Annotated in this window: 12 protein-coding genes; 11 read left to right on the top strand and 1 reads right to left on the bottom strand. The window is 64.6% G+C overall.

Features of this window, described 5'->3' with window-relative positions:
• Window positions 1–320 precede the first annotated feature (320 nt).
• On the top strand, window positions 321–1,415 hold the full coding sequence (locus C446_RS13005) for a hypothetical protein (protein WP_006673578.1): 1,095 nt from the start codon (window positions 321–323) through the stop codon (window positions 1,413–1,415).
• 2,503 nt (window positions 1,416–3,918) lie between these two features.
• Window positions 3,919–4,770 (top strand): hypothetical protein, encoded by an 852-nt coding sequence (locus tag C446_RS18140; protein WP_083861125.1) that lies wholly within the window; start codon window positions 3,919–3,921, stop codon window positions 4,768–4,770.
• 963 nt (window positions 4,771–5,733) lie between these two features.
• Here C446_RS18140 and C446_RS18810 read toward each other — a convergent pair.
• Window positions 5,734–6,036 (bottom strand): hypothetical protein, encoded by a 303-nt coding sequence (locus C446_RS18810; RefSeq protein ID WP_152419437.1) that lies wholly within the window; start codon window positions 6,034–6,036, stop codon window positions 5,734–5,736.
• A gap of 244 nt (window positions 6,037–6,280) precedes the next feature.
• Here C446_RS18810 and C446_RS18815 point away from each other — a divergent pair, with 244 nt between their 5' ends.
• The 9 genes from C446_RS18815 to C446_RS13050 all read left to right on the top strand — a co-directional run.
• Complete coding sequence (locus C446_RS18815; RefSeq protein WP_152419438.1) at window positions 6,281–7,567, top strand: hypothetical protein; 1,287 nt, start codon at window positions 6,281–6,283, stop codon at window positions 7,565–7,567.
• Window positions 7,564–8,232 (top strand): CIS tube protein, encoded by a 669-nt coding sequence (locus C446_RS13015; protein WP_006673580.1) that lies wholly within the window; start codon window positions 7,564–7,566, stop codon window positions 8,230–8,232. Before C446_RS18815 ends, C446_RS13015 begins: the two co-directional genes overlap by 4 nt.
• 123 nt (window positions 8,233–8,355) lie before the next feature.
• Complete coding sequence (locus C446_RS13020; RefSeq protein WP_006673581.1) at window positions 8,356–9,381, top strand: phage late control D family protein; 1,026 nt, start codon at window positions 8,356–8,358, stop codon at window positions 9,379–9,381.
• Window positions 9,378–10,124: a phage baseplate assembly protein V gene (locus tag C446_RS13025; protein WP_006673582.1), complete on the top strand. Its 747-nt coding sequence runs from the start codon at window positions 9,378–9,380 to the stop codon at window positions 10,122–10,124. The genes C446_RS13020 and C446_RS13025 overlap by 4 nt, the downstream gene beginning before the upstream one ends.
• Window positions 10,125–10,127: 3 nt before the next feature.
• Window positions 10,128–10,418 carry a PAAR domain-containing protein gene (locus C446_RS13030; protein ID WP_049920222.1) on the top strand — a complete coding sequence of 97 codons (291 nt, stop codon included), beginning with the start codon at window positions 10,128–10,130 and terminating at the stop codon, window positions 10,416–10,418.
• 2 nt (window positions 10,419–10,420) lie between these two features.
• The gene (locus C446_RS13035) at window positions 10,421–10,819 is read left to right on the top strand and encodes a GPW/gp25 family protein (RefSeq protein WP_006673584.1); all 399 of its coding nucleotides are present in this window, start codon (window positions 10,421–10,423) and stop codon (window positions 10,817–10,819) included.
• A gap of 124 nt (window positions 10,820–10,943) precedes the next feature.
• Window positions 10,944–14,216, top strand: a complete 3,273-nt coding sequence (locus tag C446_RS13040; RefSeq protein ID WP_006673585.1) for a putative baseplate assembly protein — start codon at window positions 10,944–10,946, stop codon at window positions 14,214–14,216.
• A gap of 2 nt (window positions 14,217–14,218) precedes the next feature.
• Entirely contained in the window at window positions 14,219–16,183 is a 1,965-nt protein-coding gene (locus tag C446_RS13045; RefSeq protein WP_006673586.1) for a putative baseplate assembly protein, read from the top strand.
• Window positions 16,180–18,153 (top strand): phage tail protein (locus tag C446_RS13050; protein WP_006673587.1); only part of this gene is annotated, 1,974 nt, incomplete at its 3' end. The genes C446_RS13045 and C446_RS13050, both read left to right, overlap by 4 nt.

Consider the following 18,153-nt stretch of genomic DNA (forward strand, 5'->3'; position numbering starts at 1 on the left):
TCTGTACTACTGTAACCAAAGTATTTATTACTATCTCATTGGATGACAACAGTAACGGACTGATGAACGGTGGCGGAACACACTTGGACGACGACGGACCCCACTCAGCGACCGGACCGAGCTCGACTCGAGCCGCGGTCCGGCCCCGACCCACGGGTCCGTCCCGGGCCGGCTGGATTCGGGGACGCCGCCGCCTTCTCCGTACTGTATCACGCTGTAAACTAGTTCGATCGTAGTCAAATATAATGATAACGAGAAAGATCAAAAAATACGCAAAAAAGGCCGTAAAGAAGTTCATTAAACCGATTCTTCCGGCCGTAATGATTGCACTGGGGGTCGCATTAACCGCGACGGTCGTGGTCTGGTCGGCCGGATGGCTCGAGAGCGTTCCAGCGGTGACGCTCCCGGTGACGGGATCGGAGATAGATGCGTCACGTGTCGTGTTCATCTCCGGGTTTCTAGTCGGGCTCTTCGTCGGCGGCTGCTACCTTCTGTACCGCACCAAACGCGAAGCGATTCGCCAGCGCTGGGAGCAGTACTCGACGTGGGCGAAGGCGATGATCAGCGGGTGGGTAGCTGCGCTGTCTGTCGCCCTCGTCCTCTCGGTCGGATACGTTCTCGACTGGCTTACGGTCACGACGTTGCTCGTCGGCGTCCTGTTGAGTTGGCCCCTGGCCGTCGGAACGGTGCTGTTGGGGTATCGAAAGAGTACTCGGGCGTCCTCGACACTCGAGTCGATCAAGATCGGGTACGTACTTACCCGTGGGTTAGAGAGCCGGACGCTCTCTATGATCGTCGGGCTCCTCGTCGCCATCGGTAGCGGACTTGCGATCGGTGGCCTCACGTGGTACTTCGACCGCTACGTGTGGTGGATTCCCGTCGTCTTCGCCGGGTTACTCTGGGGTGTGGTGACGCTGTGGGTCTACAACCGTCACGAGCGTCGAACCACCGAACGGACCGACCTCGTCATTGCTGCCATCAGCACGCCGGAGTCCCGAGACGTCCGTGAACTCACCGTTCGGAACGTTTCCGGACGACCGATCGAGCTCTCGGAAGCACTGATCCGGGATACGGACCTCGACCTCTACAGGCCCGGCGTCGACACGACCCTTCGTCCGGGGGAGGAGGGGACGTTCGAGATCGAACAGTCGTTCTCCCTCGAGCCGAACGACGACGCGATCCGTCTCCCGCTCGGGTACAACCTCAAGCGCGGCGGGGAGACACCTGCAGTGTTCACGAAGACGGGGGAGGTCTACTTCCTCCAGTGGGCGGCACAACCGGCGGCCACGATCGGCCGCGACAGCTCAAAGCACGTGGTCGACTCGGCCGACCAGCGCCGCGACGAACGCCACTCGTCGGCCGAAACGTCGGAGTCAGTGATCGGCTCGGCCGGCAACCCAACGCCACAGGACTGATGCACTCGGCACCGTCTCCCACGAACGCATCGTATCGCCCTCTCAGGACCCGCTGCCACGCGACCCGCGTTACGTAACGCATGTTCGACCCTATCACCGATAGAATCCTCACGCGAAACGCCGACGACGGCGACGGCGGCGACGACACGCTGCGAGACGTTACCGTCGGGACCGACTGGAGCGACGGGAACGGTGGCCTCTTGCTCGAGGGAATCGACGGAAGCGACATTGGGAGTGGTCGGTTCCGGGGCCTCGAGACGGTGACGAAAGTCGATCGCCCGCAGACGCCGGCGACCGGCACCGGGCGGGGCAGTATTCTCACGCTCGATCCGTCGAAGCTGGGCAGCGGATTCTCGCTGCGGATCGTCAACCGATATCTGGCCGCCGACCGGACGTATCGACATCGTATCTGGGGCGACGCCCCACCCGAGGAAGGCGGGGAAGAGTTCGACCCGGAGCCGGACGATCCCCAGTCGACCGACGGAGAGTTCGAGGAACCGTCATTTCTCCCGGACGAGCCGTTGGCGTCGTTCGGCCTCGAGTCGACCGACGACACGATTTCGTGGCTGGAAGACGGCGCGTCCGAGCGGGAGTCTGTAGGCGGCGTTTCGGATCGCACAGATCACGACTCCCGACGCGAGAAAGCTGCAAATCCATCGTGGATAACGGCCACAGGGTCCGAACCGTCGCCAACCAGTAGCGGGGACGATGATGAGTACGGGCAGCCCCGTGACGGTCGGAGCGTCCCTCCCCGTCGGAGATCACCAATCAGCGAAGCTGAAACCGAGAGTGCTGTCGGTGACGACGGTGAGAACTCCCGGCCGTCGCGTACGTCCACTCGGTCGGCAAGGACGCCGGGCGGCCAAACCGGAACAGCCGGACTCTCGGACCCGTCGCCGAGCGACACGCGTGCATCGAAGAGACGAAGTGCCGCCGACGCCGACGCCGTCGCGACCAGCACCCAGGCACGCTCGAGCGCCACGACCGGTCGACGACCGGCACCGAGCGGTCGGACGGCTGACTCGAACGGTCAGTCGCCGGTGGCTGCGGGACCCAGTCCGAGTATCTCCCTGCGAACGCGCTCGATCGGTTCCGTAGTGGCCTCGGGGCCGGCAGCGGGGACCCCTCGACAGCGCTCGACCGATGCTCCGAGCAGGACCCGGATCGGAGCCGGGACCGAGACGCCGCGGATCGACGACCGCCGAGAGACGGCACAGACCGTCTATCGGTCCCGGAGAGCGGAAGGTGAAGCCAGCGAGAACCGCCCGGCGGCGAACGAACACCCGTCAGGTCCCAGGCCGGAGACCGATCCGTCGTCTTCTCTTGGCGTCGAAGGGTACGAACGGAACGAGAGACAGCACAGCACAGCCGTGCAGAGAGCCACGAGAGCCGATGAGTCGACGGAAACGTTCGTGGCGAGTGACCGGAGACAGTCTCGTGCCCACAGCGAGGGAGCGCTCGGGATCGGAGAAAGAGCCCTCGGTCCCGTCGGGCGGCGAGGGGACGACCAGTCGACACCCGTCGTTTCCGACCCGACGAGTGTGTCCAGTCAAACGAAAGAGACGAGCCGCGACAGCACCGAGACGGCGGAGTCTGCGGGTCGATTCGACGGACGCAAATCGAGCGGACGTGGCCGGGCACGGGGACAGAACCGAACTCCCCTGTCCTCGGAGGCCACCACGTCGAGACCACGGCGGTTTCGCTCGGAAACAAACGCGGCGACGGCCGCCGCTCGCGACCGGCCGACTCGATCGAACGATGGAGCCGCCACCCAGTCGCCGTCCGTCGGCGGTCGAACCACAACTGTCGGGTCCGTCGCCCCGTCGTCGAGCGACACGCGGACGCTCGATGGGGAGGACGGCGAGGCCGCTGTCGCGACCAGTGCTGTGTCACGCGCGACGACCGATGCCGATCGACGGTCGACACCGAGCAAGCGTGTGACCGACGCGAGCGGGCGATCGCCGACGACGGCGGGACTGGGTCGAGGCATCTCCCTGCGAACGCGTTCGATCGGTTCCACGGTGTCGTCGAGCCCGACAGCGGAGCCCTCTCGCCGGCAGTCGGCCGCGACCGAGACCAAGGCCGCGAGCGAAACCGGGGCCGAGGCCAGGACACCACGGATCGACGACCGCCGAGAGACGGCTCAAACTGTCTATCGCTCTCACCAGCCGGAAGCCGGGCCCGGAGACGATCGTTCGACGGCGAACGAGCACTCGTCGGAGCCCAACCCACCGGCCCGTCCGGGCAGCGACGGGACACAGCGACCGCCGTCCTCGATCCAGCAGGAGTCTACCGCGATTGACCCGGAACCACCGACCCGAACGGCAGGCGATCGCCGGCAGCCTCGAGGCCCCAACGAGGGAGTACTCGGCACTGCCGGCTCCGCTTCTGCCGAGCGCGGTGAGAACGTGACACCGACTATCGCGTCTTCCGATTCGTCGAGTACACACGGCGAGGTCGGACGAACGAACCGCGAAACCGGTAGAACGACGAGCCAGACGGGATGGACGAGCGAGCAGGGCAACTGGTCCTCGATGTCGGTACGCTCGACGACCGCTCGCATCCCACGATCGGGGCCGACGGAATCGGCCCGTGGGACTACCGAAGGGAGCAGCCAGGTTTCGAGAGCAACACGCTCGACGACCGCTCGCATCCCACGATCGGTGTCGAGGGAATCGGCCCGTGGGACTACCGAAGGGAGCAGCCAGGTTTCGAGAGCAACACGCTCGACGACCGCTCGCATCCCACGATCGGTGTCGAGGGAATCGGCCCGCGTGGCCTCCGAAGGGAGCAACCAGGTTTCGAGAGCAACACGCCCGACGACCGATCGTATCTCACGATCGGGGCCGACGGAATCGGCCCGTGGGGCCTCCGAAGGGAGCAACCAGGTTTCGAGAGCAACACGCTCGACGACCGATCGTATCTCACGATCGGGGTCGACGGAATCGGCCCGCGTGGCCTCCGAAGGAAGCGACCGGCCCTCGACGCTGGTGCGCTCGGTAGCCAGTGGTGTCTCACGACCACAACCCACCCAGTCGGCCGGTGCATCTACCGAACGAAGCGGCCGACCGCTGGCGGTCAAAAACGACAGGAACCCGGCGACAAGGGAACGGAGTCCGGCGACGGTTCCGCGAGTCCCCAGCACCTCATCGGAGGGAGTCTCGAGCGTCGATTCGAGTCGGTCAGTCGACCGCAGTACACCTCTTTCGAGCGAGCCGCTGACGGGAACGGGAACGGGAACGGGAACGGTGACGGAGACGGGGATAAGGACGAGAACGGTGACGGAGACGGAAGCGAGCACGATCGACGCGATCCCGGAGCCAACGGAACGGACGACGCTCGAGTCGCGGACTGACGCTCGTCGGCCGAGTGCGGTCGAGCGCGGTTCTCGGCAGAACACCGTCGTCTCAGGTGCCGGCTCGCTTTCCTCCTCGTCGCGTCCGTCGAACGGCGTCGGTGGTGGAATCCGACAACGGGTCGCTCGGTTCGCCAGCCCACCTCGACCCAGCACGGCTGTTCCGTCCGGGTCGGAACGACACGAACGGAGAGCGAACGTGGATACCGACGCAATCGCCCCCGCCGTTCCGACCAGTGTCGCGGACGGCGTCCAGGGAACCGCATCCACGCAGTCAGTCGATTCCGTCTCGGATTCCGACGCCAGTCCCGTGGGAAGCGAGCGCGACGCGACACGTCGCCGCAGCGATTCGCTATCCGTGCTGTCGAACGTGAGGAGAACCGCCAGCGGTGGTGGACGCGCGAGCACGCTGAGTAGCACTCGAGAACGACGAGAGCAGACGGGGGGTACCTGGACGCGCGACGCTGACCAGCAAACTGGAACCCGGACGCGCGACGCTGACCGGTCGACCACGCGAGGGGCGGAATCGACCGCGCTGACCGCAGCGTCGACCCGTGGCGATGCAACCGAGTCGATCGCCCACCGAGGAGAGGGATCGGCATCGTCGAACGACCTCGAGATTTCCACGACAGGTGGTCTCGAGGGATCGCCGTTATCGACGACGACCGAGCGTGTGACCGGGCAGGCACGGACCGTCGACGGCTCGAGTGTGAGTGCGAGTACGAGTGCAAGTGCAAGTGCAAGTTCGGGTTCGGGAACGGATGTGACCGAAGCTCCGGGCGAAACGCACGAGCGTCGAACGCGCGTGAACGCAGCGAGTTCGAGCCCGAACCAGTCAGTCTCATCACGGAGCGTCGGTCACCCGTCCGATCGACAGCGGCCACGACCGTCGACGCTCCCGCGTGGCGTTGCGACGCGGATTCGACGCACGAAGTCACGGACATCCGGAGCGCGTTCGCGACCTCAGTACAGCGGCTTCGAGCCGTCGGCCCCGTCCACGGGGTCGGCAGGGGCGATCCGCTCTCGTTTGGACGAACCCGGCACGCACGAAACCCAGAGGACCGCTGGAACCGCCGGCACACGGCCCTCGAGTACCGCACCCGGATCGCCGGCCACGTTGACGACTCGCTCCAGCGGAAGCGCACAACAGGTGTCCGACGCGCGTGGCCGGTCGTCGACCGACGGGACGGACCGAGCGTCGGTTTCGTCGGGGGACGGGCGGCCCGAAATCGGGGATTCCGTTCCAGCTGGTGGCACTGACGGCATCGATTCCACGCTTGCATCGCGTGCTACGACGGTCGGGACCAGCCCCGGCTCTCGAGCGACGGGCCTCTCCGACGAGACCACTGGCGGAGCTTCATCGGTCGCTGACCCATCCCAGCCAGTGGCCCGAACCGACGTCCAGTCTCGCAGTTCTCCATCCGTCGACGCCACCCGGACGCCCACTTCCCAACCTCGTCGTGGCTCGCAGAGCCTGCGACGACGGACGGATCGTCCGACGGCGGTTACGGTGTCGACCGACACGGAGACGACCGTCGCAGGGACGCGGTCTCGCTTCACTCCCGTTCTCGATGTCGACACGGGGGCCGGTAGCGGTGACCCTACAACCGCAGACGCTGCCAGCGTGGAACGCGACGGGCTGGGAGAGGCAACGGGACGGACCCGCAGTTCGAGCGCTGCGGGACAGCCGTCCGAATCGGGACTGCAGGGAACCGACGTTGCATCCCGGATACAGTCTCCGTCTCTTTCTGCTCCCACGACACGCCACGGTCCGGATGATGACGCTGCCACCAGCGACGTTTCGATGGCGGTCGCCGATTCGACCGAGCGGGAAGCCGACGATTCGAAGCGTGGACGGTCCACCAGTCGACGGCCGCCGCGAAGCGGCAACGAGACCGAGTCGAGTACGACTGTCGGCGAGCCCAGCCTCGCCCGCACCGTCGACGACTCGCCGTCGCTTACCGCCCCAGTACGCATCCGCTCGAGCGATACCGTCGGTGCGGTCGAGCCCGCGCGGTCGCACGACGATGATGAGATAAATAAATTTAAAAAACATCAATTAGAATCTACGACCGACGAGTCGATGGAGACAGCTAGCTCGAGTTCCGAACGCCCCTCGCTCGTCTACCGTGGCTCACAGCCTCTCGGCGTCACTGACGGCGAGAGTCAGTCACACGACGACGGGACACAGGCCCCCGAGACGCGAATTAACGGCGGCCAAACCGACGATACCGGTCGCGCCAGCGTGCTGTCCTCGCGGGCCGACGACCGCGTCGTCGACGACCCTCCCGCGACGCGGGGCGACCGGCGCGCCACCACGGATCGGACTGCAGCGACGCAGGGTCGTGGGACGCCGGATCGTCACGAGGGGGGACGACGACGGGAAAACGTAACGAATCGGGAGGCGATGGGCAGCGACCGTCGCCCCGATTCGGGACGATCACCTGCCCACCGCGGTGGCCGAGGTGATGGGTTCGATCGGGGTCCCTCGTCCGGCCCACGTCCTGGCCCCGCGGCAGGTCCTGGTCACCAGTCCGGGCCGTCCCCGACCGATGGACGGGGCGGTAGTCCACGGGACCAGGATCAGTACCACGGGTTCACCGATCGGACACCCCGGACATCGAGCCAGCACTCCCACGGCACGAACAGGTCACGAGACAGACGGACCGATACCGACGTTCCGATTCCGGACGAGTCGCTCCGGTACGAAGCCGACGTCGATCGCGTCGTCGAGCGACTCTATCGGAAACTCGAGCGTCGAAAACGAATCGAACGCGAACGGAGAGGTAACCGATGACGAACGGAAAATTAGAGAAGGCCCAGATTACCATCCTCAACGGCAAAAAGCAAGGTGAAACGATCGAGTGTAAGTTCAATCCGAGCTCGTACACACTCGAAAAGAGCGTCAACTACGGCGAGATGAAAGCGACCGGCTCGGGTGCGTCGATCATGCAGTTCGTCGACGGCAACGCGGAGACGCTGTCGATGGAGCTGTTTTTCGATACGACGGATAAACTCGGCTCCGACGACGCATCGACCGAGGAGCTCGACGTCCGGGAGCAGTACACGAAGTACATCGACTATCTGCTCGCCGTCGACGGCGAACTTCACGCCCCACCGGTCTGTCGATTCGTCTGGGGAGACGGGATCGACTTTACTGCGTTAGTCCAGAGTGCGAACAAGCAGTTCACCAAGTTCCTCCCCAGCGGCGTCCCCATCCGCGCTCGCGTGTCGATTGTCTTCAAGGAGTACAAAACGGCGGACTATCACAAATCGGAGGTCTCGCCGGAGTCGACCGACAAGACGAAAGTGTGGACGGTGTCGGAAGGGGATACCCTCTGGCTCATCGCGGACGAGGAGTACAGTGACCCATCTCACTGGCGAACGATCGCGGACCAGAACGGCATCGACAACCCCCGCGCGATCGAGCCGGGTGAAAAACTCGAGTTGCCCCCTCTGTAGTATGAGCGAAGGGATTCCACGCCGCAAACGCTGTCCGCACTCTTCACCCCGGGCTTCGAACACCGGGGTTGCTCGCGTCCAGAGTGGTCGCTCCGACGACCGAGACTGCGGAGGTGAGAGCGCGTGAGCTACGATGTCGACAACCATCCGCGATACTCTCCCCGGTTCAAAGTGATGATCGGGGATCAGAAGTTCCAGGAGCCCGGCGGTCGGATCGCCGACCTGGTAGTCGAGACCTCTTTCGAGGGTGCAGACCGGTTCTCGTTCGGGCTCAACTATCCGTTCGACGAAGAGCTCGACGAGTTCGCGGGGTTGTCCTGGGACCAGTTCGAGGTCGGGACCGACGTGGAGATCGCGATGGGGTACGGCGACGAAGGAGAGTTGACGCCGCTTCTGTCGGGGAAGATCAGGTCGATCACCGGTGAGTTCACGGTCGATCACGGCCCCGAAGTGCAGGTTTCGGGGTACGGGCTCCTGTGGGAGGCCATGCAGGGGTCGCGATCGGACTCCTGGGAGGAGTCGACGATCGGCAATGCCGTCGAAGACGTGCTCTCGTCGTACCCGTTCTCGTCGGTCGAGGTCGAGAGCGCACAGATCGAACGCGAAAAGCTCATCCAGAACGGCTGTAGCGATTACCAGTTCGTTCACGACCTCGCGGAGACGTACGGGTTCGAATTCTACGCCGAGCGGGACACGGTGAAGTTCGTTCCGCGATCCTCGGCGGTTTCGGACGATCCGGTCGCCGAGCTGTGGTACGGCGAGGACCTCCACGACTTCACCGGCGAAATCTCACATCGTCGGGATACCCACGAGGTCGAGATCAGGTCGTGGGACGTCGAACGAAAGGAAGAAATCGTAGAGACTGCAGGCAGTTCGGATGCGAAACACAAGGAGGTATTCAGCGTGCCAGCAATGTCACCCGACGAAGCCGAACGGATCGCGGAAACGAAGCTCAACCAGTTCTCGGACGAAGTCGTCCGCGGGTACGGCGAAGCCGACGGCATCCCCGAAATCCGTGCGGGTGAAACGGTCGAACTCGTCGAACTCGGCGAGCGGTTCTCGAGTGTCTACCACGTGACCAAAGCGACCCATCGGATGGGTGCTGCCGGCTATCGGACGACGTTCGAGGCAGTGGAGGTCGGAGCATGAGTCAGCCGGGCGTATTCGACGGTGAGACACCGGAAGGCGGCATGCACGGCGTCGTCGTCGGTGTCGTCACCGACAACGAAGACCCGAAAGACCTCGGTCGCGTCAAACTGCAGTTCCCGTGGCGTGACGCCGACGACGAGAGTTACTGGGCCCGGATCGCGACGCCGATGGCCGGCGACGAGTACGGTGCGTATTTCCTGCCTGATGTCGACGACGAGGTCCTGGTCGCGTTCGAAAACGGCGATATCCATCGACCCTATGTCATCGGCTCGCTGTGGAACGGCAAACAGACGCCGCCGCAGAAAAACGACGGCAACAACGACGTTCGCGAGATTCGTACCCGGAGCGATCACCGTATCACCTTCGACGACGATCGGGACGGCGACGACGGGAGCGTTACCATCGAGACCAGTGCCGGCCACGAGATCGTCATCGACGACGACGACAGCAACGAGACGATCCTGATTCGCGACGACGATGCGACGAACCAGATCGTTCTCGACTCCTCGGACGATTCGGTCGCGATCGAAGCCGGCGACGAACTCGAACTCTCCGCGAAGAACATCACGATCGACGGCGACAAGAGCGTCGAGATCACCGGCGGCACGAAAGTCGATGTCAAAAGCAAAAACACCGTCGACGTTTCGGGCAAAGCGAACGTCGACATCGACAGCGGCGGTATCATGAGTATCGACTCGACGGGACCGCTGACGATCGAAGGCGCAATCATTCGACTGAACTAACCTATGAAACCCGCAGCACGAACTGGCGATCAGACCGCTCACGGAACGCCACTGACAGGAACAGGGAGTCCGAACGTCTTCATCGGCAACCGACCGGCGTGGCGTGCGCTGGCCGATGTCCACAGTTGCCCGCTGACATCCGGGGTAGTCCCTCACGTCGGTGGGCCAGTGGCCGGCGGCAGCACGACAGTCCTGATTAACGGCATGCCGGCGGCACGGCTCGGCGATACGATCGTCGAGAACGGGCCACCGAACAAGATCGTTGCGGGCTGTCCGACCGTCCTCATCGACTAACCATGGCCGAGGAGTTTCTCGGAACCGGCTGGCAGTATCCGGTCACGACCGACCACCGCGGCGATATCGAGACGTCGGATGCGGAGGCGGACATTCGCGAGTCGATCAGGATCATCCTGGGAACGGCGAAAGGCGAACGCATCATGCGTCCCGAGTTCGGCTGTGATATCCACGACCACGTCTACTCGGCGGCGTCGCCAGCGACGTTGAACCTCATCGAGAGCAGCGTCCGCGAGGCGCTGGTTCGGTGGGAGCCACGCATCGACATCGAGGATATCAACGCCAGAACGGCGGACGACGACCCCAACGAGATCCTGATCGAGATCGAATACTACGTACGGACGACGAACAGTCTCTCGAATATGGTGTATCCGTTTCACATCACGGAAGGTGACGGATGAGCGAACGTGGGGGGACGACGGGACGGTGGGTGAATTCGTCGGACGCGCCGTCGGGTGCGGGTTATGCAGGGCTCGAGGGACTGCGTTCGTCGCCCCGGCGGGGCGCTGATCGTGACGACACAGCATGAAGGGGAACGAGCCGATCATCGACGACCGAGATCAAGAGGAGTTGTACGAGACGTTGCGCCGTCGTGCCGGGGCATACACCGAGGACTGGGACCCCGACACGGGTGATGTCGGACAGACGCTGGTCCGTATCTTTTCGTCGTTCGAGGCGGACGTTCGGAACCGACTCAACGAGCTGCCGGAAAAACATCGCCTCGCCTTTCTCGATGCGCTCGATTTCGACCGACGACCGCCACAGGCGGCTCGGGTTCCGCTCTCGTTCGAGGTGTCCGGCGATCTCGACCGAAACGTGCCGATCTCGGGCGGCACGACGGCGGTTGCGGACCCGGCGGACGGAGAGACACAGCAGTTCGAACTCCCACAGGACTCGGGGTTCGAGGCGACGCCCGCGTCGCTGACGGACGTGGTCGCCGTCGATCCGACCGACGATCGGATCGTCGATCACGAATCACTTCCGGGCGGAGACCGGGAACGGCTGTTCACAGGGGAGTCGGTACAATCCCACACCCTGTATCTGGAAAACGAGCGCGCACTCGACGTGGCGGCCGGTTCGACGGTTACTGTCCGAATCGACGCCCAGGAAGGCGTTGCCCGTTTCTTCGATGAGACGACCTGGGAGTACTACGGCGAAGACGAAGACGGCGATCTCGGGTGGCACACCCTCGAACGCGTCGTCGACGACGATTCCGACGTCGACGGGACTGGCGTACGGGAGCTTCAGGAACAGTTGCAGGCCCACTCCGAGACGGGGTCAGCGGACGAGCGCAACGGAAAGCCCGACCGCGACGACGTTGCCGAACAGCGCTTCCGACTTCCCGGCGAACCGACGGTACGCGAGGTAAACGGGACCGACGGTCGGTGGTTGCGCTGCTCGCTGCGAGACGAGTCGGCAGTGCCGACGTGGCCCGTCCGTTCGGTGTCGATCAGTATGGCCAGCGACGACCGGGACGGCGGCCTCGAGCCCGACATGCTCCTGTCGAACGACGTTCCGCTCGCGCTCGAGGACGAGGAGTTTCGTCCGTTCGGTCGGGTCTCACACCCACCGGTGACGTTCTTTATCGCCTGCCAGGAGGCGTTGACCAAGCCGGGCGGAACGGTCGAACTCGAGTTCGACGAGCCGGAAGTGGAGGCCGACGCCGACAGCGGCACCGGCACTGGCACCGGCACCGGGATGGACCAATCCGGTGACGAGAGCCCCGGGAGCGTGTCCGATACCGACGCGGTGTCCGATGGAATCCCCGGTCTCGAGGGTACGGGAGCGGAATCGAACGTGAACATGGGTATCCTCGACGGGCCGCCGGAGGTCTCCTGGGAGTACTGGAACGGGACTGGATGGACGCGACTCGAGTCCGTCGCGGACGGAACCGACGCGTTTCGCAGCCCGGGTCGCGTGCGGTTCGAAGTTCCGCCCGATATCGAGCCGACGACGGTTGCGGGACACGACAGCGTCTGGGTTCGTGCGCGTCTGGTCAGCGGGACGTACGGCCAGCCATCGCTGGAGTCGACCGACGGATCGACGCCGCCGTCGGTCGTAAACACCAACGATCCACCGGTGTACGGAGACCTCACGGTCAACTATCGTGCGGACCTCTCGTTCGATACGGTCGTTCGACACAACAATGGAACCTACAGCGCCGATCTGTCGGGCCGGACAGGCGAGTTCGAACCGTTCGTCGGCATTCCGGACGACGAGCAGACGCTGTATCTCGGCTTCGACCACCGCCTGGAGAACGGGCCGATAACGCTCTTTTTCGTCATCGACGACGCGACGTATCCCGAGCAGTTCGATCCCGGCGTTCAGTGGGAGTACTGTGCTGGAGCGGACGGGACCTGGAAGCGACTCGACGTTCGGGATCAGACCGGCGGCCTGACCGAACGGGGGATCGTCACGCTGACGTTTCCGACGCCAACGGCCGCGGTCGAGTTGTTCGGTCGCAGTCGACACTGGATCAGGGCTCGCCTGACGAAAGACGAGTTCGCGACCAGCTCGGGTTCGAACGGCGACACCGATGCAAACGCCGACTCAGATGGTGACACGCTCGATTCTACTCACGGTGGTGAGTCGACGCCACCGGCCGATAGGACGACGGAGCGAACGACCCGTCCGCCCCTCCTGTCGGGAGTCTATCCTGATACTCAGTGGGCGTACAACAAGATCACGATCGAGGACGAGGTTCTCGGCTCGAGCGACGGCTCCCACGACCAGTCGTTTGCGTGCTCGCACGCGCCGGTGATCGATATCGATCTATGGGTCGACGCCCTCGAGACCATGTCCGCCGGCGAGCGTCGGCGTCTCGTAGAGGAACGGCCGGACTCGGTCAGACAGGAGCACGACTCCCGCGGCGAACTGAAGGCGTTTTGGGTCCAGTGGACGGCGGTCGACGACTTTCTCGAGTCGGGGCCACAGGATCGCCACTACGTGGTCAACCGGACGCTGGGAACGGTGCAGTTCGGCGACGGCGATGCCGGCAAGATTCCGCCAAGCGGACAGGACAACGTCAAAGCAACGTATACGACCGGCGGTGGGAGTGACGGAAATGTCGATCCGGAGACGATCACGGACCTCAAGAGTTCGATCGCGCTGGTCGACTCCGTCACGAATCCGATATCGGCAAACGGTGGCACGGACGTCGAGTCGACAGAGCGGATGGTCTCGCGGGCGACGAACACCCTGCGACACCGCGGGCGGGCGGTGACGGCGCGTGACTACGAGCAGGTTGCGAAGGCCGCGTTCCCCGAGTTGGGGCGTGTTACCTGCGTGGCCGATGCCGAGGACGGCGTGATCGTGTATATCGTCCCGGACGCGCGGCGGGAACAGCCCGTTCCGTCGATGGCGCTGAAACACCAGGTCCGCCGGACGCTGTACGACCGTGCGCCGGCGTCGCTGGTCGCGGACGAGAACCGGGATGTCGTCGTTCGCGGACCGAACTACAGCGAACTCGCGGTCGACGCGACGGTGCGAACGCAGGGAGTCGAAAGCGTCTCGCTGCTAAAATCGACGATCGAAGAACGACTCGACGCGTATCTACACCCACTGACGGGCAACGACGGCTCGGGATGGCCGTTCGCGACACTGCCTACGCGGGATTCGCTCATCGACGTCGTCGCGGACGTCGACGGAGTGAGAGCCGTCTCGGAACTCGAAGCGACGGTTTCGATCGGCGGCGAGCGGCGGCCGCTGACCGGCCGCGGCGGAGTGGGATCGCTTCTGAACAGTACGCTGGTCTGTCGCGGACCACACCGACTCTCAGTTACGATGCCGGAGGACTAAGGATGGGACTCGATCTACCCGAGTTAGACGACAGGGAGTACGAAGAGTTGCTCGAGCAGGCGAAAAAACTGATCCCGGCGTACTCGGACGAGTGGACGGATCTCAATCCACACGACCCGGGAGTGACGATTCTGGAGGTGCTCGCCTGGCTGACGGAGACGCATACCTATCAACTCGATCAGATTACTGACGAGCACAGACGCAAGTACTTGCAGTTGGTCGGGTACCAGCAACGGCCGCCGACACCGGCGACGGCGACGGTCGCGCTCGACGTTCCCGACGCGCTCGTCGGCCAGCGGCTCCCAGCGGGAGCCCGACTCACCGTGACCGACGGCGTCGACGAACGGTATCGGTTCGAGACGGACAGTGATGTCGTGCTGTCGAACGCGTCCGTCGAGGCGGTCATCGGTGATGCAGGCGCGGTGAGCGATCACAGCGAGGCGAACGCAGCGTCGGAAACGTACTATCGGCCGTTCGGTCGGGAAGTCGACGAAACCGACGCGCTCTATCTCGGCTTCGATCGGGACCCGTTCGCCGAGTCGGACCGTCTTACGCTGTCGGTCGCGTATCACGACGACGACTTGCCGGAGCCGGCGGACCCGCCCGAGCACGGCGACCATCCGACGTTCGAACCGTCGGTCGAACTCGCGTGGGAACGATACCGCGATGGCCGCTGGGAGCGACTCCGAGTGCTCGACGACGGGACCGACTCGCTGTACCAGGGTGGACTGATCGACCTCGCTACCGCCGAGCAGCCACGGGAGCGGGAGTCCGGCTCCGGGACCGAAACCCTCTCGCTTCCCTCGCGGGTTCCGGACGCTGCAGTCGGCTGGATTCGCTGTCGCGTCGAGACTCCTGGGTACGAAATCCCGCCCCAGATCGACAGTATCCGGCCCAACGTCGTTACCGCGACCCACGCCGCTCGCGTCGAGAACGAGCAGTTGACCCCTCTGTCGGGCACTGCAGGATCGAGGACCGCTCGATCGTTCGACAACGAGACCTACCGGTTCGAACACAGTCCGGTGCTCTCGGCGACGATTTCCGTGAATGGCGAACGCTACACCGAAGTCCCCGACTTCGACGCCTCCGGTCCGGACGATCGACAGTACGTCCTCGATCGCGAAACGGGACGCGTCACGTTCGGCGACGGTATCAACGGGACGGCACTGCCGACCGGCGCGACGGTCACCGCCGACTACGTCTACGGCGGTGGCGAACGCGGCAACGTCTCTCCGGCGGCGAGTTGGCAACTCACGGACCCGGGATCGGATTTCGACGCCACCGTCTCCGCGGCGTCGATCGATGTCACGCCGCTTGGACCCGCCACCGGCGGGAGCGACGCCGAAACGGTGACGGAGGCACTGAACCGCGTCAGGCGCGATCTCGACCGGCCGGCCCGTGCGGTCACTGCGGGGGATTATCGACAGCTCGCCGAACGAACTCCGGGCCTCAGAATGGGCCGTACGCACGTCGATGTCGACGAGACCGACGCGACCGTGATCGTGATCCCGTACGCGCCGGCCGACGTTCCGAGCCCAACCCCGAGCGAGGCGTTTCTCGATACCGTCCGTGACTTCCTCCGAGAGCGGACGCTGCTGACCGACCGCGTCGAGGTCGTCGGCCCGCAGTACGTCCGCCTCGAGATCACGGTCGGTGGCCGGGTCCGCCGGCAGTACGCTCACAGCGGATTCGAAACGGCGATCACCGACGCAGTCGAGTCGTACCTGCATCCCCTCTCCGGGTTCGACGGCGATGGATGGCCGCTCGGTCGTTCCCTGAGTCGCGACGAGTTACGGGAGGTGATCGCGGAAGTCGATGCGGTCGCGCAGGTGTCCGACCTGTCGGTTACCGCCCACGGCGGAACGGCAAGCGGCGACGAGATCACGATCGACGAGACGGCGTTGTTCACCGTCGAACGTGTGACAGTCGAGATGGAGACGACAACGCGACACGGAGGGCAACTGTGACGTTTTCGTACACGGTTACGACGAGCGAGTCGGACTGGCGCGACTGGGGACTGCGAAACGTTCGGATCACCGACGGCGGCGTTGCCCTGCGGGAGACGACGGCGGTTCGGTCGCGAACGATCGACGACTCGATCGTCGACGTCACCGCCGATCGGGCGGGCGTGCGCTATTTGCTGACCCAGGACGGCGCAGTGTATCGATACGAAGAAACGAGCGACACTCGGGAACTGGTGATCGACGGTACCCCCCGGGGCGAGTGGGACCCACGATCGATCACGACGAGCGGGTCTCGCGTGTTCGTGATCGATGGGGACGGAGTGATCACTGCGGTCGATCCCGAAACGCGGCGTGAGATCGAAACGTTCGAGACGCTCGTGGCCGACCCGAGAAAGCTGATCTCCGAACGGGGGACGCTCTACGCCCTCGATTCGTCGGGAACGATCGTCTCGATCCGCGGCGACGAACAAGAAGCGAGCCGGTCGTCGAAACCGACCGTCGATGTCGCGACATCGCCGGACGGTGTGGCGGTGATAACGACGGCCGAAGACGAAAACGAAGCGGAAGCGGAAGACGAAGACGAGCACGAACTGTGGCGAATCCGTACCGACCAGGACGATCCCACGAGTGAGAAACTGCTCGCAGGGGACGATTTCGCCGCCGAGACGCCGTTTACCCCGACAGCGATCGCGATCGCCGGCCCCTCGCTGGTCATCGCTGGCCGCTGTAAATCCGGAGACGAACACGCCCTCTTCGAGTTCGAACCCGAAACGGCACAGTTCTCCCGTCTCACCACCCTCGAGAACGCGGGAGCGATCGAGACGCTCGTCGGCCGCGTATCGGACGACGGCCGCCGATCGTTTTACGCGGTCGATGCCCAAGACCGGTGTTTCTCGCTGACCGAACGCATCGAGTATCTCGAGCGTCCCGATGGCGACACTCACGCCGGCCTCGCGGTGACCCGGTACGACGGCGGGAGCGACCAGCTCGAGTGGCATCGACTCGTCGTCGATCTCGCCCGGTTCCCCCCGAACACCAGGGTTCGACTTCGGTATTACGCGACCGACGAGCCGTTGTTGCCGGTCGACGGGTCCGGTTCGCCGGGGGAGTCCGATCGACCAGCAACACGAAACCGCGGGTCCGAGCGGTCCGCGGAACGGAAGCGCCGGAACGAGACGCCGGCGAACTGGACGCAGACGCAGTTCGACCCGGCGGACGCCCCGGCGGTGCTACAGGGGATCGGCGTCTCCTCCGGGCTCGAACTGATACGGACGGCTCCGGAGCGGCTCGCTGCGCGCCACGAGTCGCTGTCGACGGAACCAGTCAAGCGCTGGCAACGAACCGCGTTCGACGCCCTCGAGACCCACGCCGAGTCCGAGTGGAACGTCGCCGAAGTGGCCGACAACCCCGACGTATTACTGCGAAACGCTACCGGCCGGTACCTGTACGTCGCCCTCGAACTCGTTGGAACGCCGACGGCATCGCCACACGTCGATACCGTGACGGCGTACTGTCCGCGCCAGTCGTATCTCCGCTACATGCCGGAGCTGTACCAGGAGGACGATCGGTCGGCGGCGTTTCTCGAGCGGTTTCTGTCGGTGTTCGAGACGTCGTTCGTCGACGTCCAGTCCGAGATCGACGGGATCACGCAGTATTTCGACCCACACGGCGTTCCCAGCGATTCGCTGGCGTGGCTCGAGGAGTGGCTCGCGGCCGACGAGTACCGCGAGTGGCCCGAGAGCGCCCGTCGCGAATACCTGGCACGCGCTCCCGAACTCTACAAACTGCGCGGGACGCGGGCCGGGCTGCGGGAGGTAATCGAGCTGTACCTGCGCCACGCCGCGGTCGAGGGACCGGAACCGACCACGGGTTCGGACCGGGAACCGGAACTGGAGCCGAAACCGGAGCCGGACTCCCAACCGGACACGGACGACTCCGAGACTCCCACCGATACGACGACCGGCCACCGGCTG

The sequence above is a fragment of the Halobiforma nitratireducens JCM 10879 genome (assembly GCF_000337895.1).
Lineage (GTDB): Archaea > Halobacteriota > Halobacteria > Halobacteriales > Natrialbaceae > Natronobacterium > Natronobacterium nitratireducens.